This window comes from uncultured Paracoccus sp., from assembly GCF_947487305.1.
Lineage (GTDB): Bacteria > Pseudomonadota > Alphaproteobacteria > Rhodobacterales > Rhodobacteraceae > Paracoccus.
Map to the genome: position 1 here is coordinate 1 of NZ_CANKWH010000009.1, position 15,550 is coordinate 15,550.

A 15,550-nucleotide genomic window follows, 5' to 3' on the forward strand; every position below is an offset into this window, starting at 1 on the left:
AATGAACGGAAATCCATAGTCAGAGGTGGCTCACTTCTCGATGGAAATGCCGGCTCACTTCTGAGTGAAAATCAACAGCCATGGCCAGCAGGATCAACAGCGCATCCACTGTCCAGCCCAGCAGCAGGACCGCCAGCAGCAACAGGGCAGTGACCAGCGAGGCCAGCACGGCAGGCAAGCGGCCAAGCCGCGCCAGCCGTTCACGCAGCGCCAGACCGATGCCGAAGGGCAGGATGACCAGCGCCAGCAGCATCACGAAGGCTGCCTCGACCGGCGCCTGCATGACGAGCGTGGCGAGGAAGAACGAACCAACGAAGGCCGAGGCGACGGTGCTCACGGCGGCCAGCCGCCCGTAAAGCGGCACCGCCCTGCCAGCGATGGCGGCCAGCGGCAGACCTGCGGCGGCAGCCGGCGCGGCAAAGGCCAATATCAGTCCGGTGCCGGCAAAACGGTCGATGTCAAGAGCGACCACCAAGGCCTTGCCCAGCAGCATTGCCAGAACCGGCAGCAGGATCAGCCGCAGCAGCAGCGACAGAAGGACGGCGCGCGCATCGCCGTTCCACTCTTTCAGGTCACGCGGCTGCAGCGCCGCGCCCTGCGCGATCATCACCAGAACAAGGCCGAGGGCAAAGAGCGCGTTCACCCCCCGCCCCCGCCGGTCAGTCGGCCATCAGCCGGCTGATGATAACGGTCACTTCGGGCTTCTTGCCGATCTCTTCCATGGCGACCTGACGGGTGATCTTGCGGATCGCCTCGTCCATCTTGCCATCGTCGCGGACCGTGCGGTCATCGGCGCCTTCGAGGAACTCGGCCAGCTCGCCCTCGATATGGCTGGACAGATCCTCGCCATTGCGGGTGCGTTCCGAGAGGCCCATCAGCTCGACCCAGGCATCCGGCAGGACATTGTCCTCTTCGTCGACAATGACGCTGACCAGCGCATGACCGTTCAGCGCCATGCGGATGCGGTCGCGGACAACGCCGTCCATCGCGCCGATCAGCTGGGTGCCGTCCAGATAGACGCGACCGGTCTCGATCTGGTCGACGATCTTCGGGCGGTCGCCGGTCAGGTCCAGCATGGTGCCATCGGTGGCGATGATCGAGGCCGAGCCCTTGCCTTGCGCGATCAGCATATGTTCGCGCAGATGCATGTGCTCGCCATGCATCGGCACCACGATCTGCGGCTTCAACAGGTCATGCACCGCCTCGATGTCCGGGCGGTTGGCATGGCCCGAGACGTGATAGGTGCCGTCGCTGTCGTCATAGACATCGACGCCCAGCTCGCTCAACTGGTTCATGATGCGGATGACGCTGCGATTGTTGCCGGGAATGGTCTTCGAGCTGAACAGGAAGCTGTCGCCATCGGAAAGCGACAGGCCGAGATAGCGGCCCCGCGACAGCTGCGCCGAGGCCGCACGGCGTTCGCCCTGGCTGCCGGTGACGATCAGCATAACCTTGTTGCGCGGCAGGTTCGTGGCCTCTTCCGGGCCGATCGTGTCGGGGAAATCGGTCAGGATGCCGGTCTCCATGCCGACGGAAACCATGCGGCGCATGGCCCGACCCAAGAGACAGACCTTGCGGCCGGCGGCGGTGCCGGCCTCGGCCAGCGTCTTCAGCCGGGCGATGTTGCTGGCGAATGTGGTGGCAACGACCATGCCCTTCTGCGCCATTACCCAGTCGAGGATCGGGTTTGCCAGCAGGGCTTCCGAGCGGCCGGGATGGGGCGAGAAGATATTGGTCGAGTCGCAGGTCAGCACCTTGACCCCCTGCCCCTCATTGGCGATCTGGTGCCAGAGGACCGGGTCGAAGGCATCGCCCACGACCGGGGTGCCATCCAGCTTGAAATCGCCGGTATGCACGATCCGCCCCGCCGGGGTGTCGATGATCAGCGCGGCGCTTTCCGGGATCGAATGGCTGATCGGCACGAATTGCACGGTGAAGGGCCCGACCTGTGTCACCTCGGGCCGGGCGCCGGTGATGCGCACGGTGTCGGCGGGCTGCCCGGCCTCTTCGAGCTTCAGCCGGCAGAGCGTTCCGGTGAACTGGCGGGCATAGATCGGCACGCCAAGACGCTCCCACAGATAACCCACGGCGCCGATATGGTCCTCGTGCCCGTGGGTGATGAAGATGGCGTCCAGCCGGTGCTTGTTCTCGACCAGCCAGCGCATGTCCGGCATGATCAGGTCGATGCCGGGCGAGGTGTCCATGTCGCCGAAGGTCACGCCAAGGTCGACGAGGATCAGCCGTTCCTTGCCGGGCGCGCCATAGCCATAGACATAGGCGTTCATGCCGATTTCGCCCGCGCCGCCGAGCGGCAGATAGATCAGGCGATCAGACATTTCCCGCCTCCTTGTTATAATCATAGATGAGCCGCAGCCCGTGAACCGTCAGATCCTCTTCGATGGCATCGAAGAGGTCAAAGCCCTGATCGAACAACGGCGCCAATCCGCCTGTGCCGATGACCTTCATCGCCATGTCGCGTTCGGCCCGGATGCGTTTGATCAGGCCCTCGATCAGGCCGATATAGCCCCAGTAGATGCCCGACTGGATGCAGGCAACCGTATTCGTGCCGATCACCTTCTCGGGCATGGTGACATCGACATGCGGCAGCGCCGCCGCCGCCATGTGCAGCGCCTCGAGCGACAGGTTGACACCCGGCGCGATGACGCCGCCGACATAGGCCCCATCCACATCGACCACGTCGAAATTGGTTGCGGTGCCGAAATCCACCACGACCGAATTGCCGCCATGCCGGTCAAAGGCCGCGACCACGTTGGCCAGCCGGTCGGGGCCGACCTTGGTGCCCGGATCGACGCGCGGGGCGACGGGCAGCAGGCATTCCGGGCGGCCGACGACCAGCGGGCGGGTGTTGAAATAGCGGTTGCAGAGGACGCGCAGGTTGAACAGCACCCGCGGCGCGGTGGTCGAGATGATGCAGGCGTCGATATCCAGATCGAAATGCCTGAGCGAGATCATCGTCTGCAGCCAGACGAAATACTCATCCGCCGTGCGCCGGTGATCGGTCGAGATGCGCCAATGCGACAGGAACTCCTTGCCATCCCAGATCGAGAAGACGCTGTTGGTGTTACCGGTGTCGATGCAGAGCAGCATGGTCCCTCAGCCTCCCTCGAAAAACACATCGGCGGCGGGAATGATCCTCGAGCCCTCGGCGGTCTGCAGGATCAGCGCCCCGGTCTCGTCGATGCCGTCAAAGCGCCCGGTCCAGCTGTCGCGGCCGGTGCGGGCGGTGATGGTCTCGCCCAGCTTGGCCGCGCGGGCGAGCCATGCGGTGCGGATCGGATCGAAGCCATAGGTCTGCATCTGCCGCAGCCAGTGGTCGAAGGACGGGGCCAGAAGGTCGAGGAAATCGTCCTGCGTCACCGCATGGCCGGTCTCGGCCAGAACCGAAACCGGGGCCATCGCCCCCGGCTCGACGCTGCCCGGATGCGGGGCCTCGGCCAGATTGACGCCGATGCCGACGGCCAGCGCGTCCACGCCCTGCCCGCTGCCGATGCTTTCCAGAAGGATGCCGGCGACCTTGCCACCGTTCAGCAGCACGTCATTCGGCCATTTGATGGCGATCCGGGCGAAGGGTCCGCAGACGGCGGTCAGCGCCTCGTCCAGCGCCAGCGCGGCGACGAAGGACAGTTTCGCCACCTGCGCCGGTCCGCCTTGGGGGCGCATCAGCAGCGAGGCGGCGAAATTGCCGGCGCCGGTCGACCAGTCGCGCCCGCGCCGTCCACGCCCGGCGGTCTGTTGCCGGGCCATGATCCAGGTCGGGCCAGAAAGCTGCCCGGCCAGGCGCTGCGCCTCGGCATTGGTGCTGTCGACGCGGCCCAGCACATGCCGCGCCACGCCCTCGGGCCAGGCTGCGCCCGCGCGATCAGTCAACGGCGGCGGGCTCGGCGGCGGCGGGCTCGGCGGCAGCTTGCGCGGCCTCCGGCTCGATCAATCCGCGCGCGGCCTGCGCGGCGGCCTCGTCCACGCCGAACATGTTGGCCGCACCGACCAGCACGATCCCGGCCGAGATGATCAGCGCCGCGTTCTGCACCAGGCTCATCCGGCTTTCGATGCCATCGGTCTCGGCGCCGAAATACATGTAGTAAACGATGCGCAGGTAATAGAAGGCGCCGATCACCGAGGCGACGACGCCCGCCACCGCCAGCCAGCCCATGCCCGCCTGCACGGCGGCATTCAGCACGCCGAACTTGGCGAAGAAGCCCAGCAGCGGCGGCACGCCGGCCAGGCTGAACATCAGGATCAGCATGGCAAAGGCCTTCAGCGGCTCGGCGCTGGCAAAGCGGTTCAGGCTTTGCAGGTCAGTGACCGGGCGGCCATCGCGCTCCATCGACAGGATGAAGGCGAAGGCACCGACGTTCATCACCGCATAGATCGCCATGTATTGCAGCATGGCGCTGACGCCCAGATCGGTGCCCGCGGCAAGGCCAACGAGGGCAAAGCCCATATGCGCGATCGAGGAATAGGCCATCAGGCGCTTGATGTTGGTCTGGCCGATGCCGGCGATGGAGCCGAGGAACATCGACAGGATCGCCAGCGCGGCAAGGATCTGGCCCCAGTCATCGGGCACGGTGCCGAAGGCGCCGAACAGCAGCCGCGCGATCAGCGCCATGGCCGCGACCTTGGGTGCGGTGGCGAAGAAGGCGGTCACTGGCGTGGGCGAGCCCTCGTAGACATCGGGCGTCCACATGTGGAAGGGCACGGCCGAAACCTTGAAGGCCAGACCGACCAGCAGGAACACGAGACCGAACAGCAAGCCAATGCTCAACTCGCCCGCATGGACGGTGGTGATGATGCCCTCGAAGCTGGTGGTGCCAGCAAAGCCATAGACCAGCGAGGCGCCATAAAGCAGCAGGCCCGAGCTGAGCGCGCCGAGGACGAAATATTTCAGACCGGCTTCCGAGGATTTCGCGCTTTCGCGGCGCATGGCGGCCACGACATAGAGCGACAGCGACTGCAGCTCGAGACCCATATAGAGCGACAGCAGGTCGCCGGCCGAGACCATGATGCACATGCCGACAGCGGCCAGCACGATAAGGATCGGGAACTCAAAACGCATCAGCCCGTGGCGGGTCAGGTAATCCGCGCTCATCGCCAGCACGATGGCGGCCGACAGAAGCACCGTCACCTTGGCGAAGCGGGCAAAGCCGTCATCGATGAACATGGCGTGGAAGGCGCTTTGCTCCGGGCGGTCGGCGACGCCGATGTAAAGCCCGGTCAGCAGCAGCGCCGCCACGGTGATCCACAGGATCGGGCGGGCAATGGCGTCCTTGCCGAAATAGGCCCCGGCCAGCAGCGCCAGCATGGCATAGGTTGCCAGCAGGAACTCGGGCAGGATGGTCGAGAAATCGAGCGCGGTCATCTGGCTCTCCTCAGTGGCCGGCTTCCGCGGCGCCGGCATCGGCGACCACGTTGCGCGGGGCAAGGTCGTTCTTTTCGGGGACGGACTGGTGCACGTCCTGCAGCAAGGCTGCGACGGAGGGTCCGGTGATGTCAGTCACCAGCCGCGGATAGACACCCAGCAGCAGGGTCATGGCGATCAGCGGGGCAAAGATCCACTTCTCGCGCGGGGTCATGTCGGTGATGGTCTTGAGGCTTTCCTTGATGAGCGCCCCCAGCGTCACCCGGCGATAGAGCCAGAGCGCATAGGCCGCCGACAGGATCACCCCGGTCGCGGCGACGACGGCCACGACGGTATTCGCGCGGAAGGTGCCCAGCAGCGTCAGGAATTCACCGACGAAGCCCGAGGTGCCGGGCAGGCCGACATTGGCGAGGGTGAAGAACATGAAGACCAGCGCATAGACCGGCATCCGGTTCACCAGGCCGCCATAGGCGTCGATCTCGCGCGTGTGCATCCGGTCATAGATGACGCCGACGCAGAGGAAAAGCGCGCCCGAGATGAAGCCGTGGCTCAGCATCTGGAAGATCGCGCCGTCGATGCCCGGCTGGTTCGCGGCAAAGACCCCCATGGTCACATAACCCATATGGGCGACCGAGCTATAGGCGATCAGCTTCTTCATGTCGGTCTGCGCCAGCGCCACCAGCGAGGTATAGACGATGGCAATGGCCGACATCCAGAAGACCACCGGCTGGAAGATGTCCGAGGCGACCGGGAACATCGGCAGCGAGAAGCGCAGGAAGCCATAGCCGCCCATCTTCAACAGCACCGCCGCCAGCACGACCGAGCCCGCCGTGGGCGCCTGAACGTGGGCATCCGGCAACCAGGTGTGCACCGGCCACATCGGCATCTTCACCGCGAAGCTGGCGAAGAAGGCGAGGAACAGCAGGGTCTGGGTGCCGCCAATGATGGTCCAGCCGAGGAAATGCAGCGGCTCCGAGGCAAAGTTGAACTTCAGCAGCTGCTCGATGTCGGTGGTTCCGGCGGCGCGATACATCACGATCATCGCAACCAGCATCAAGACCGAGCCGAGGAAGGTATAGAGGAAGAACTTGAACGCCGCGTAGATGCGGTTCGCCCCGCCCCAAATGCCGATGATCAGGAACATCGGGATCAGCCCGGCCTCGAAGAAGAGGTAGAACAGGATCAGGTCCAGCGCGGTGAAGACGCCGATCATCAGACCTTCCAGCACGAGGAAGGCGATCATGTATTCCTTGACCCGGGTCTTCACGTCCCAGGTCGACAGGATGGTCAGCGGCATCAGGAAGGTGGTCAGCAGGACAAACAGGATCGAGATCCCGTCCACGCCCATCTTGTAGCGCAGCCCCATGATCCAGGGGTGATCCTCGACGAACTGGAAGCCGGTATCGGCCGGGTCGAAGCCCGCCAGCACGAAGAGCGAGATCAGGAAGGTCGCCGTGGTCGCGATCAGCGCCAGCCATTTGGCATTGGTCTGCGCCGCCGCGTCGTCGCCGCGCAGGAACATCGCCATGATGGCGGCGGCCACGATCGGCAGGAAGGTGATGATGGAAAGAAGGTTCGTCATATCAGTGCGCGCCCCGCATCATCACCCAGATCAGAAGCCCAACGATGCCCAGAACCATCGCGAAGGCATAGTGGAACAGATAGCCGGATTGCAGCCGGCCGGCGAAACGGGTCAGCCGCGGGATCAGACCCATCGCCACCCCGTTGATCGCGCCGTCGATAACCCGCCCGTCGCCGCCCGTCCACAGCTGCTGGCCCAGCCATTTCGCCGGCCGCACGAAGATCACCTCGTAGATCTCGTCGAAATACCACTTGTTCAGCAGGAACTGGTACAGCGCCGGTTGCGCAGCGGCCAGACGGCCCGGCAGGCTCGGCTGGCGGATATAGAAGATCCAGGCCAGCAGAAGTCCGCCCAGCATGGCGATGAAGGGCGAGACCTTCACCCATTTGGGCGATTCATGCGCTTCGGTCATCACATGGTTATAGGGTGCCATGTAGATCGCCCCTCCCATGGCTGCCGGAGTTTCATCGGCGGCAACGGTCACGACGCCGCCATGATCGCCCTCGCCTTCTGCCGCAGCGGCAGGCTCGGCGGCAGCGTGCTCGCCCTCGGCGGGCGAAGCGGCGGTGCCGGCGGCGGCCTGGGCTTCGCCCTCGCCCTCGGCGGGTGCGGCTTCACCATGCCCGGCTTCGGCACCGGTCTCGGCCGGCGCGGCTTCGACGGCTGCCTCGGCATAGTGGATGCCGAAGAACTGGTTCACGCGGTCATGGCTGCCGAAGAAGGGCTGATACCAGATCATCCCGGCAAAGATCGCGCCGGCGGCAAGGACACCAAGCGGAATGGTCATCACCGGGGGCGATTCATGGGCGTGCTCATGCGCATGGTGATCGCCGCGCGGCTCGCCCCAGAAGGTCATGAACATCAGCCGCCAGCTGTAGAAGCTGGTCATCGCGGCCGCCGCAACCAGCAGCCAGAAGGCATAGCTGTTGCCGGCAAAGGCGCTTTCGATCACCGCATCCTTGGACAGGAAACCGGCAAAGCCGATGGTGGTCAGCGGGATGCCGACGCCGGTGATGGCCAGCGTCCCGATCAGCATGGCGTAGAAGGTCAGCGGGATCTTTTTGCGCAAGCCGCCATAGTTCCGCATGTCCTGCTCGTGATGCATCGCATGGATGACCGAGCCGGCGCCGAGGAACAGCATGGCCTTGAAGAAGGCATGCGTGAACAGGTGGAACATCGCCACCGAATAGACACCGACGCCGGCGGCCACGAACATGTAGCCCAACTGCGAGCAGGTCGAATAGGCGATGACGCGCTTGATGTCGTTCTGCACCAGACCCACGGTCGCGGCGAAGAAGGCGGTGGTCGCACCCACCACGGTCACGAACATCTTCGCTTCCGGGGCAAACTCGAACAGCGGCGACATGCGGCAGACGAGGAACACCCCGGCCGTCACCATGGTCGCGGCGTGGATCAGCGCGGAGACAGGCGTCGGGCCTTCCATCGCGTCCGGCAGCCAGGTGTGCAGGAACAGCTGCGCCGATTTGCCCATCGCGCCGATGAACAGCAGCACGGCCAGCAGGTTCGCGGCATTCCAGTCGCGCCAGAGGAAATGCATGTCCATCTGCGCCAGCTCCGGCACGGCGGCAAAGATGGCGTCGAACTGGATCGAGCCGGTCAGCCAGTAGATGCCGAAGATGCCCAGCAGGAAGCCGAAGTCACCGACGCGGTTGACGATGAAGGCCTTCATGGCGGCGGCATTGGCCGAGGGCTTGCGATAGTAGAAGCCGATCAGCAGGTAGGAGGCGACGCCCACGCCCTCCCAGCCAAAGAACATCTGCAACAGGTTGTCGGCCGTCACCAGCATCAGCATGGCGAAGGTGAAGAACGACAGGTAGGCGAAGAAGCGCGCCTTGTAATGCTCGTGATGGGTCCAGTTGTCGTCATGGGCCATGTAGCCGATCGAATACATGTGCACGAGCGCCGAGACGGTGGTGACGACGATCAGCATGATCGCAGTCAGCCGGTCGACGCGGATCGCCCATTGGCTGACGAAATCGCCCGAGACGACCCAGTCCATCACCGGCACCATGTAGGTGGTGCCGTCGAAGGTCAGAAAGACGATCCAGCTGAGCAGGCAGGCGAGGAACAACACGCCCGTGGTCAGGTATTGCGCGGCGGTCTCGCCGATGATGCGCCAGCCAAAGCCGGCGATGATCGCGGCCAGCAGCGGGGCAAAGAGGATGATGCTCGTCATGATCTCAGCCCTTCATCACGTTGACGTCTTCGACCTCGATGGTGCCGCGGTTGCGGAAGAACACCACCAGGATCGCGAGGCCGATGGCGGCCTCGGCCGCGGCCACGGTCAGGATGAACATGGTGAAGACCTGCCCCGCCAGATCGCCCAGATGCGAGGAGAACGCGACGAAGTTCACGTTCACCGCCAGAAGCATCAACTCGATCGACATCAGGATGACGATGACGTTCTTTCGGTTCACGAAGATACCGAACACGCCGGTGACGAACAGGATCGCCCCCACGACAAGGTAATGTGTCAAGCTTATCATCGTCTCATGTCCCTCCGGGCTATTGCCGGTAAGTCTTGTCTTTTCGAACGGGCGGGCGGGCTGTGGTTACAGCCCCTGCCCCGGTTTCACGTCGCGCAGTTCCAGCGTCTTGGCCGGGTCGCGCCACATCTGTTCCAGCACGTCCTGGCGCTTGATGTCGCGGCGGTGGCGCAGGGTCAGCACGATGGCGCCAATCATGGCGACCAAGAGGATCAGCCCCGCCAGCTGGAACGGCAGGAGGTAGCGGTCATAGAGGATGGCACCGATGGCATGGGTGTTCAGCGTCTCGGCCACGATCGGGGCGGTGCGCAGCGCCTCGGCCTGATCGGCCGATTGCCAGGCGCCGAAGCCGATGGCAAGCTGTGCCAGCAGGATCAGCGCGATCAGCCCGCCAAGCGGCAGGTAGCGGGCGAACTCGCCGCGCAGTTCCGCGAAATCCACGTCCAGCATCATGACGACGAAGAGGAACAGCACCGCCACGGCGCCGACATAGACGATGATCAGCAGCATGGCGACGAACTCGGCCCCCTGCAGCACGAAGAGACCCGAGGCCGAGAGGAAGGCGAGGATCAGCCACAAGACCGAATGCACCGGGTTGCGGGCGGTCACGACCATCAGGCCGGCAATGCAGGCGCTGACCGCGAACAGGTAGAATGCGAATGTCATCATAGCTTGTCGTCCTCTGCGCCCTTGTCCGTTTCCGCGAACACGCTTTGCGCCACGTCCAGGGCCTTCTGCATCGCCGGGATGCCGCCGAACATGCCCATCTGATAGATCACCTCGGCGATCTCGCGCCGGGTTGCGCCGGCCTCGAGCGCGTGACGGATGGTCAGGCGCAATTGCGGCTCGGCGTGGGCGCCCTGCACGGTCATCGCCGCCACCGTCACCAGCAGCCGCGTCCGCGCATCCAGCCCGTCTCGGTTGAAGGTCTTGCCGAACCACATTTCCAGCATGTCCGAGGACATGGTCGGGATCAGCTTCTCGAAGGCCTTGGTATCGACCTTCTCCAGCGCCGGATTGAAGGCGCGCGCCATCTCCTGCCCGGATTCGAGCATCTGCTGGAACAGTTTCTGGAAGGCGTCGTTCATGCGTGGCCCTCGTGATATGCGGCGCGTCCGGTCATCGATAGGGCGCGTCGATGGCAAGGTTGCGGGCGATCTCGGCTTCCCAACGGGCGCCGTTGTCCAGCAGCTTGGCCTTGTCGTAGAACAGTTCCTCGCGCGTCTCGGTGGCGAATTCGAAATTCGGCCCCTCGACGATGGCATCGACCGGACAGGCTTCCTGGCAGAAGCCGCAATAGATGCACTTGGTCATGTCGATGTCATAGCGCGTGGTCCGGCGCGAACCGTCCTCGCGCGGTTCGGCATCGATGGTGATGGCCTGCGCGGGGCAGATCGCCTCGCAGAGCTTGCAGGCGATGCAGCGTTCCTCGCCATTGGGATAGCGGCGCAGCGCGTGTTCACCCCGGAAGCGCGGCGACAGCGGGCCTTTCTCGTGGGGATAGTTCAGCGTCGCCTTGGGGGCGAAGAAGTATTTCATCCCGAGGCCGAAGCCTTTGATGAAATCCCACATCAGGAAATATTTCGTAGCGCGGGCGACGTCGAAGGCCATCAGAAATGCTCCCTGCCCTTGGGCGCCGCGAAGCGGTCGAAGGCCGCGACGATCTGGCGCACGAAGGCGCTGTCATGGGCGTGTTCGCCCTGGTCGATGTTGTTGGCGAGGAAATGCGCCAGCTCGGCCTTGTCGGTCTCGGAGGCGAGAGCCAGCATTTCAGCGATCTTGTTGGAATAAGCCATCGGATTACACCCCCGCCCAACGGGCCCAGGCCCCGCCCAGCACTTCGAATTTTGCAAGGAACGCCACGATCACCACCCAGGCGAGTGACAGCGGCAGGAACACCTTCCAGCCGATCCGCATCAGCTGGTCGTAACGATAGCGCGGCACGATGGCCTTCACCATGGCGAACATGAAGAAGAAGAACCACATCTTCAGCACCATCCACATGGCCCCGTCGGGGATGCCCGGGATGGGCGACAGCCAGCCGCCGAAGAAGAGAATGCTGGTCAGCGCGCACATCAGGAACATGGCGATGTATTCACCGGCCATGAACAGCAGATACGGCGTCGAGGAATATTCGACCATGAAGCCCGCGACCAGTTCGGATTCCGCTTCCGGCAGGTCGAAGGGCGGGCGGTTGGTCTCGGCCAAGGCCGAGACGAAGAACAGCACCACCATCGGCAGGTGCGGCAGCCAGTACCAGTTCAACAGGCCCCAGTCTCCGCGCTGCGCCTCGACGATGGCCGACATGTTCATCGAGCCGGTCGAGATGATGACGCCGATGATGATCAGGCCCATGCTGACCTCGTAGGAGATCATCTGCGCGGCAGAGCGCAGCGAGCCGAGGAACGGGTATTTCGAGTTCGAGGCCCAGCCACCCATGATGACGCCGTAGACCTCGAGCGAGGAGACGGCGAAGATGAACAGGATACCCACGTTCAGGTTCGACACAACCCAGCCATCGGCAAAGGGGATCGCCACGAAGGCGGTCAGTGCCAGGGTCATCGACAGGAAGGGCGCGAGGAAATAGACGAACTTGTCGGCGCCCGCCGGCACGACAATTTCCTTCAGCACGTATTTCAGCGCATCGGCAAAGGTCTGCAGCAGGCCCCAGGGTCCGACCACGTTCGGGCCGCGGCGCATCTGCACGGCCGCCCAGATCTTGCGGTCGCCATAGACCATGAAGATCAGCGACAGCATGACAAAGGCGATCACCGCCAGCCCCTGCGCCAGCATGATCAGTGAAAATCCAAGGGGGGATGCCCAGAACCCTGCCATGACCCTCTGTCCCTTCCTTTATGCCGCGGGGATGCCGCGGTTCCTGCATTCGCGCAGGGTGTCATTCGTTTCCATCACCCGCAGCCCCATCGGTCGGTCTTTCGACAGCATGTAGGCGGCGCCGATCAACAGCTTGCCGTTGCGCTGGTCCTGCAGCGTGCGGATGTGGCGCGCATAGGGCGTGCCCTGTTCCTTGGCCCAACGGGCAAGCGCGCAGGTCGCATACGAAAAGGCGATATCGGCGTCCACCCCTTCCCGCAGATTGGCCGAAACTTCAACCAGATCGCTGGAGCGGTCGGGCGAGATCGTGGTGATCTTCACGCCGATGAAATCCGCCGGGTCGATGGGCGCTGCGCCCTCTTTCACCTCGGGCAGCGCCGGGCCGGTCTGGGCGGCGAATTCCTGCAGCGCCAGTTCCTGCGCCGTCGGTCCCTTGCGCGTCACGCCCTTGGCCACCACCCCGTCCCAGATCGGATCGTTGCCATTGCGCAACGCCACCATCTGCGCCTCGGTCACGCGGAACACGTCGCGCCCCTGCGGCGAGTCAAGCTGCATGGTGCTGACCCGGCCATCGGGCTCGAGAATCAGGATCTCGCCGGATTTGGTCGAGACCTGCGCCTGCATCATCGGCGCGCCACCCTTGGCGCGATCACTGGCCGCCACGGCCACCGACACGCGGTCGGGCTTGGCCGGGGGACGCCCGGCCGTCCCGTCGCCAGCCGTGCTGCCGCAGCCCGCAAGCAGCGCGATCAGCGCGGCGGGAAGGGGCAGATGCTGGCGAAGGGCTGGCATCATCGGCTTACTCGGCAGCCATCGGTTGCGCCCGCCGCGCGGCGGCCATCGCCGCCAGTTCGCCCATCAGGGTCGAGGCCCGCGCGATCGGGTTGGTCAGGTAGAAGCTGTGGATCGCCGGGGCGAAATCGCCCTTGCCCATCGCCTTGACCGGCAGCGCCTGCCAGGCGTTTTCCGGCACTTGGTCGAGACCGGCCAGATGCGGCACCGCCTCGACCAGCGCGCGACGCAGCGCCGCAAGGCTGTCCCAGGGCAGCTTGGCGTCCAGTTCGGCCGACAGCGCCCGCAGGATCGCCCAGTTCTCCTTGGCCTCGCCCGGTGCGAAATTGGCGCGCAAAGCCAGCTGCGGCCGGCCTTCGGTATTCACGAACAGCCCGGTTTCCTCGGTATAGCAGGCGCCCGGCAGGATCACGTCTGCCCGATGCGCGCCGCGGTCGCCATGGCTGCCCTGGTAGATCACGAAGGCACCCGGGGCGATATCGACCTCGTCGGCACCAAGGTTATAGACCACCTCGGCCCCGTCCAGCGCGGCTTCCATGCCGCCATGGGTCGCGGCCCCCACATCCATCGCGCCGACGCGGCTGGCGGCGGTGTGCAGGATCAAGAGTTTCGAATTGCTGTTCTCGGCCAGCGCCATCGCATGGGCCAGAACCGCCTCGCCATCGGCGCCGGTGATGGCGCCCTGCCCGACGATCACGATGGACGGCTTGTCCTTCGTCTCCTGCGAAATCTCGCGGCTCGACAGGCTTTCCAGCGCGGCGCGGTCGGTGCCGACATGGGCGTAATCATAGGTCAGATCGGCAGCCTCGCCGACCAGCCCGACCTGCGCGCCGCGCGCCCAGGCCGCGCGGATGCGGGCGTTCAGCACCGGCGCTTCCTCGCGCGGGTTGGTGCCGATCAGCTGGATCATCTTGGCGTTGTCGATATCGCTGATCCGCGCCGTGCCGGCATAGCCTGCGCGATTGCCGATGGGCAGTTTCGCGCCATCGGTGCGACATTCGACCCGGCCTTCCAGCCCGTCGACGATCAGCGATTTCAGGCTGAAGGCGGCTTCGGTCGAGGCCAGATCACCGACGATCCCGGCAACGCGCTTGCCCTTCATCGCCGATGCCGCAGCCGCCAGCGCCTCGGGCCATGTTGCCGGGCGCAGCTTGCCGTTCTCGCGGATATAGGGCTTGTCCAGCCGCTGGCGACGCAGGCCGTCCCAGACAAAGCGGGTCTTGTCGGAAATCCACTCTTCGTTCACGCCGTCATTGTTGCGCGGCAGGATGCGCATGACTTCGCGGCCCTTGGTATCGACGCGGATATTGCTGCCAAGCGCGTCCATCACGTCGATGGTCTCGGTCTTCGACAGTTCCCACGGGCGGGCGGTGAAGGCATAGGGCTTGGAAACCAGCGCGCCCACGGGGCAGAGATCGATGATATTGCCCTGCAGGTTCGAGTTCAGCGTCTCGTTCAGATAGCTGGTGATCTCGGCATCCTCGCCCCGGCCGGTCTGGCCCATCTGGGTGATGCCGGCGACCTCGCTGGTGAAACGCACGCAGCGGGTGCAGGAGATGCAGCGGGTCATGTGGGTCTCGACCAGCGGGCCCAGATCCAAATCGTCGCTGGCCCGCTTCGGCTCGCGGTAGCGCGAGAAGTCGATGCCATAGGCCATGGCCTGATCCTGCAGGTCGCACTCGCCGCCCTGATCGCAAATCGGGCAGTCGAGCGGATGGTTGATCAGCAGGAACTCCATCACCCCCTCGCGGGCCTTCTTGACCATGGGCGAATTGGTCTTGATCTCGGACGGCGCGCCCTCGGGTCCGGGGCGCAGGTCCTTGACCTGCATGGCGCAGGAGGCGGCGGGCTTGGGCGGGCCGCCCACCACTTCGACCAGACACATGCGGCAGTTGCCGGCAATCGACAGCCGCTCGTGATAGCAGAAGCGCGGAACCTCGATGCCCGCCTGTTCGCAGGCCTGAATCAGGGTCAGGTTGGGATCGACCTCGATTTCCTTGCCATCAATGATGATTTTGCGCAGATCCGCCATCACTTCACCTTCATTTTGCAGCCAGCAGCGATCCGCTGACGGTCTTTTTTGCTATTTCGTCCCGCCCGACACGGCAGAAGCTCTCGGCATCGCCGCGCGTCGCGCCCTGCTGTGCCAGATAAGCGTCGGCGATGCCATAGATGCGATCCTTGACGGGGCGGCTGTCCAGATATTCGTCGATCGCCGCATCGCTGTTGCCCTGCTCGCGGGCATAGCGCTGCAGCGCGCGGGCCTGCGACCATGCGGCCACGACGCGCAGATCGATCGAGGGGCATTCCCGGCGGATGCGGTCGGCCACGCGGGCCGCGACCAGCCGGTCGTTAAGGTACTTGTCTTGCGCCATGTTTCCCTGCGCGAAGGCCGGGGCGGCGGTGGCCAGCGTGGCGGCGATCAGGGCGGTGCCCAGAAGGGTGCTCGGTTTCATT

Annotated in this window: 16 protein-coding genes; all 16 read right to left on the reverse strand. The window is 64.7% G+C overall.

From position 1 onward, the window contains the following. Window positions 1-19: 19 nt before the first annotated feature. Window positions 20-643 (reverse strand): hypothetical protein, encoded by a 624-nt coding sequence (locus Q1A36_RS12185; RefSeq protein ID WP_299844209.1) that lies wholly within the window; start codon window positions 641-643, stop codon window positions 20-22. 16 nt (window positions 644-659) lie between these two features. Beyond that, window positions 660-2,336: a ribonuclease J gene (locus Q1A36_RS12190; protein ID WP_299844212.1), complete on the reverse strand. Its 1,677-nt coding sequence runs from the start codon at window positions 2,334-2,336 to the stop codon at window positions 660-662. Further along, entirely contained in the window at window positions 2,329-3,108 is a 780-nt protein-coding gene (locus Q1A36_RS12195; RefSeq protein WP_101750851.1) for a type III pantothenate kinase, read from the reverse strand. Before Q1A36_RS12195 ends, Q1A36_RS12190 begins: the two co-directional genes overlap by 8 nt. Before the next feature lie 6 nt (window positions 3,109-3,114). Beyond that, complete coding sequence (locus tag Q1A36_RS12200) at window positions 3,115-3,888, reverse strand: biotin--[acetyl-CoA-carboxylase] ligase (protein ID WP_299844217.1); 774 nt, start codon at window positions 3,886-3,888, stop codon at window positions 3,115-3,117. Then, window positions 3,881-5,377, reverse strand: a complete 1,497-nt coding sequence (gene nuoN / locus Q1A36_RS12205; RefSeq protein ID WP_299844220.1) for an NADH-quinone oxidoreductase subunit NuoN — start codon at window positions 5,375-5,377, stop codon at window positions 3,881-3,883. Before nuoN ends, Q1A36_RS12200 begins: the two co-directional genes overlap by 8 nt. Window positions 5,378-5,387: 10 nt before the next feature. After that, entirely contained in the window at window positions 5,388-6,959 is a 1,572-nt protein-coding gene (locus Q1A36_RS12210) for an NADH-quinone oxidoreductase subunit M (protein WP_299844223.1), read from the reverse strand. 1 nt (window position 6,960) lies between these two features. Beyond that, window positions 6,961-9,156 carry an NADH-quinone oxidoreductase subunit L gene (nuoL, locus tag Q1A36_RS12215; RefSeq protein WP_299844225.1) on the reverse strand — a complete coding sequence of 732 codons (2,196 nt, stop codon included), beginning with the start codon at window positions 9,154-9,156 and terminating at the stop codon, window positions 6,961-6,963. Window positions 9,157-9,160: 4 nt separating this feature from the next. Then, entirely contained in the window at window positions 9,161-9,466 is a 306-nt protein-coding gene (gene nuoK / locus Q1A36_RS12220) for an NADH-quinone oxidoreductase subunit NuoK (protein WP_101750847.1), read from the reverse strand. 66 nt (window positions 9,467-9,532) lie between these two features. Further along, complete coding sequence (locus Q1A36_RS12225) at window positions 9,533-10,135, reverse strand: NADH-quinone oxidoreductase subunit J (protein ID WP_299844228.1); 603 nt, start codon at window positions 10,133-10,135, stop codon at window positions 9,533-9,535. After that, entirely contained in the window at window positions 10,132-10,554 is a 423-nt protein-coding gene (locus Q1A36_RS12230; RefSeq protein ID WP_299844230.1) for a carboxymuconolactone decarboxylase family protein, read from the reverse strand. The genes Q1A36_RS12225 and Q1A36_RS12230 overlap by 4 nt, the downstream gene beginning before the upstream one ends. A gap of 31 nt (window positions 10,555-10,585) precedes the next feature. Beyond that, window positions 10,586-11,077, reverse strand: coding sequence for an NADH-quinone oxidoreductase subunit NuoI (gene nuoI / locus Q1A36_RS12235; protein ID WP_101750844.1), 492 nt, complete (start codon window positions 11,075-11,077; stop codon window positions 10,586-10,588). Beyond that, window positions 11,077-11,262, reverse strand: a complete 186-nt coding sequence (locus Q1A36_RS12240; protein ID WP_101750843.1) for a hypothetical protein — start codon at window positions 11,260-11,262, stop codon at window positions 11,077-11,079. Before Q1A36_RS12240 ends, nuoI begins: the two co-directional genes overlap by 1 nt. Before the next feature lie 4 nt (window positions 11,263-11,266). Then, on the reverse strand, window positions 11,267-12,301 hold the full coding sequence (gene nuoH / locus Q1A36_RS12245) for an NADH-quinone oxidoreductase subunit NuoH (RefSeq protein WP_299844234.1): 1,035 nt from the start codon (window positions 12,299-12,301) through the stop codon (window positions 11,267-11,269). A gap of 18 nt (window positions 12,302-12,319) precedes the next feature. Next, complete coding sequence (locus Q1A36_RS12250) at window positions 12,320-13,093, reverse strand: hypothetical protein (protein WP_299844236.1); 774 nt, start codon at window positions 13,091-13,093, stop codon at window positions 12,320-12,322. A gap of 7 nt (window positions 13,094-13,100) precedes the next feature. Continuing rightward, window positions 13,101-15,125, reverse strand: a complete 2,025-nt coding sequence (gene nuoG / locus Q1A36_RS12255) for an NADH-quinone oxidoreductase subunit NuoG (protein WP_299844238.1) — start codon at window positions 15,123-15,125, stop codon at window positions 13,101-13,103. 10 nt (window positions 15,126-15,135) lie between these two features. After that, the gene (locus tag Q1A36_RS12260) at window positions 15,136-15,549 is read right to left on the reverse strand and encodes a DUF5333 domain-containing protein (protein WP_299844240.1); all 414 of its coding nucleotides are present in this window, start codon (window positions 15,547-15,549) and stop codon (window positions 15,136-15,138) included. Between the last annotated feature and the right edge of the window lies 1 nt (window position 15,550).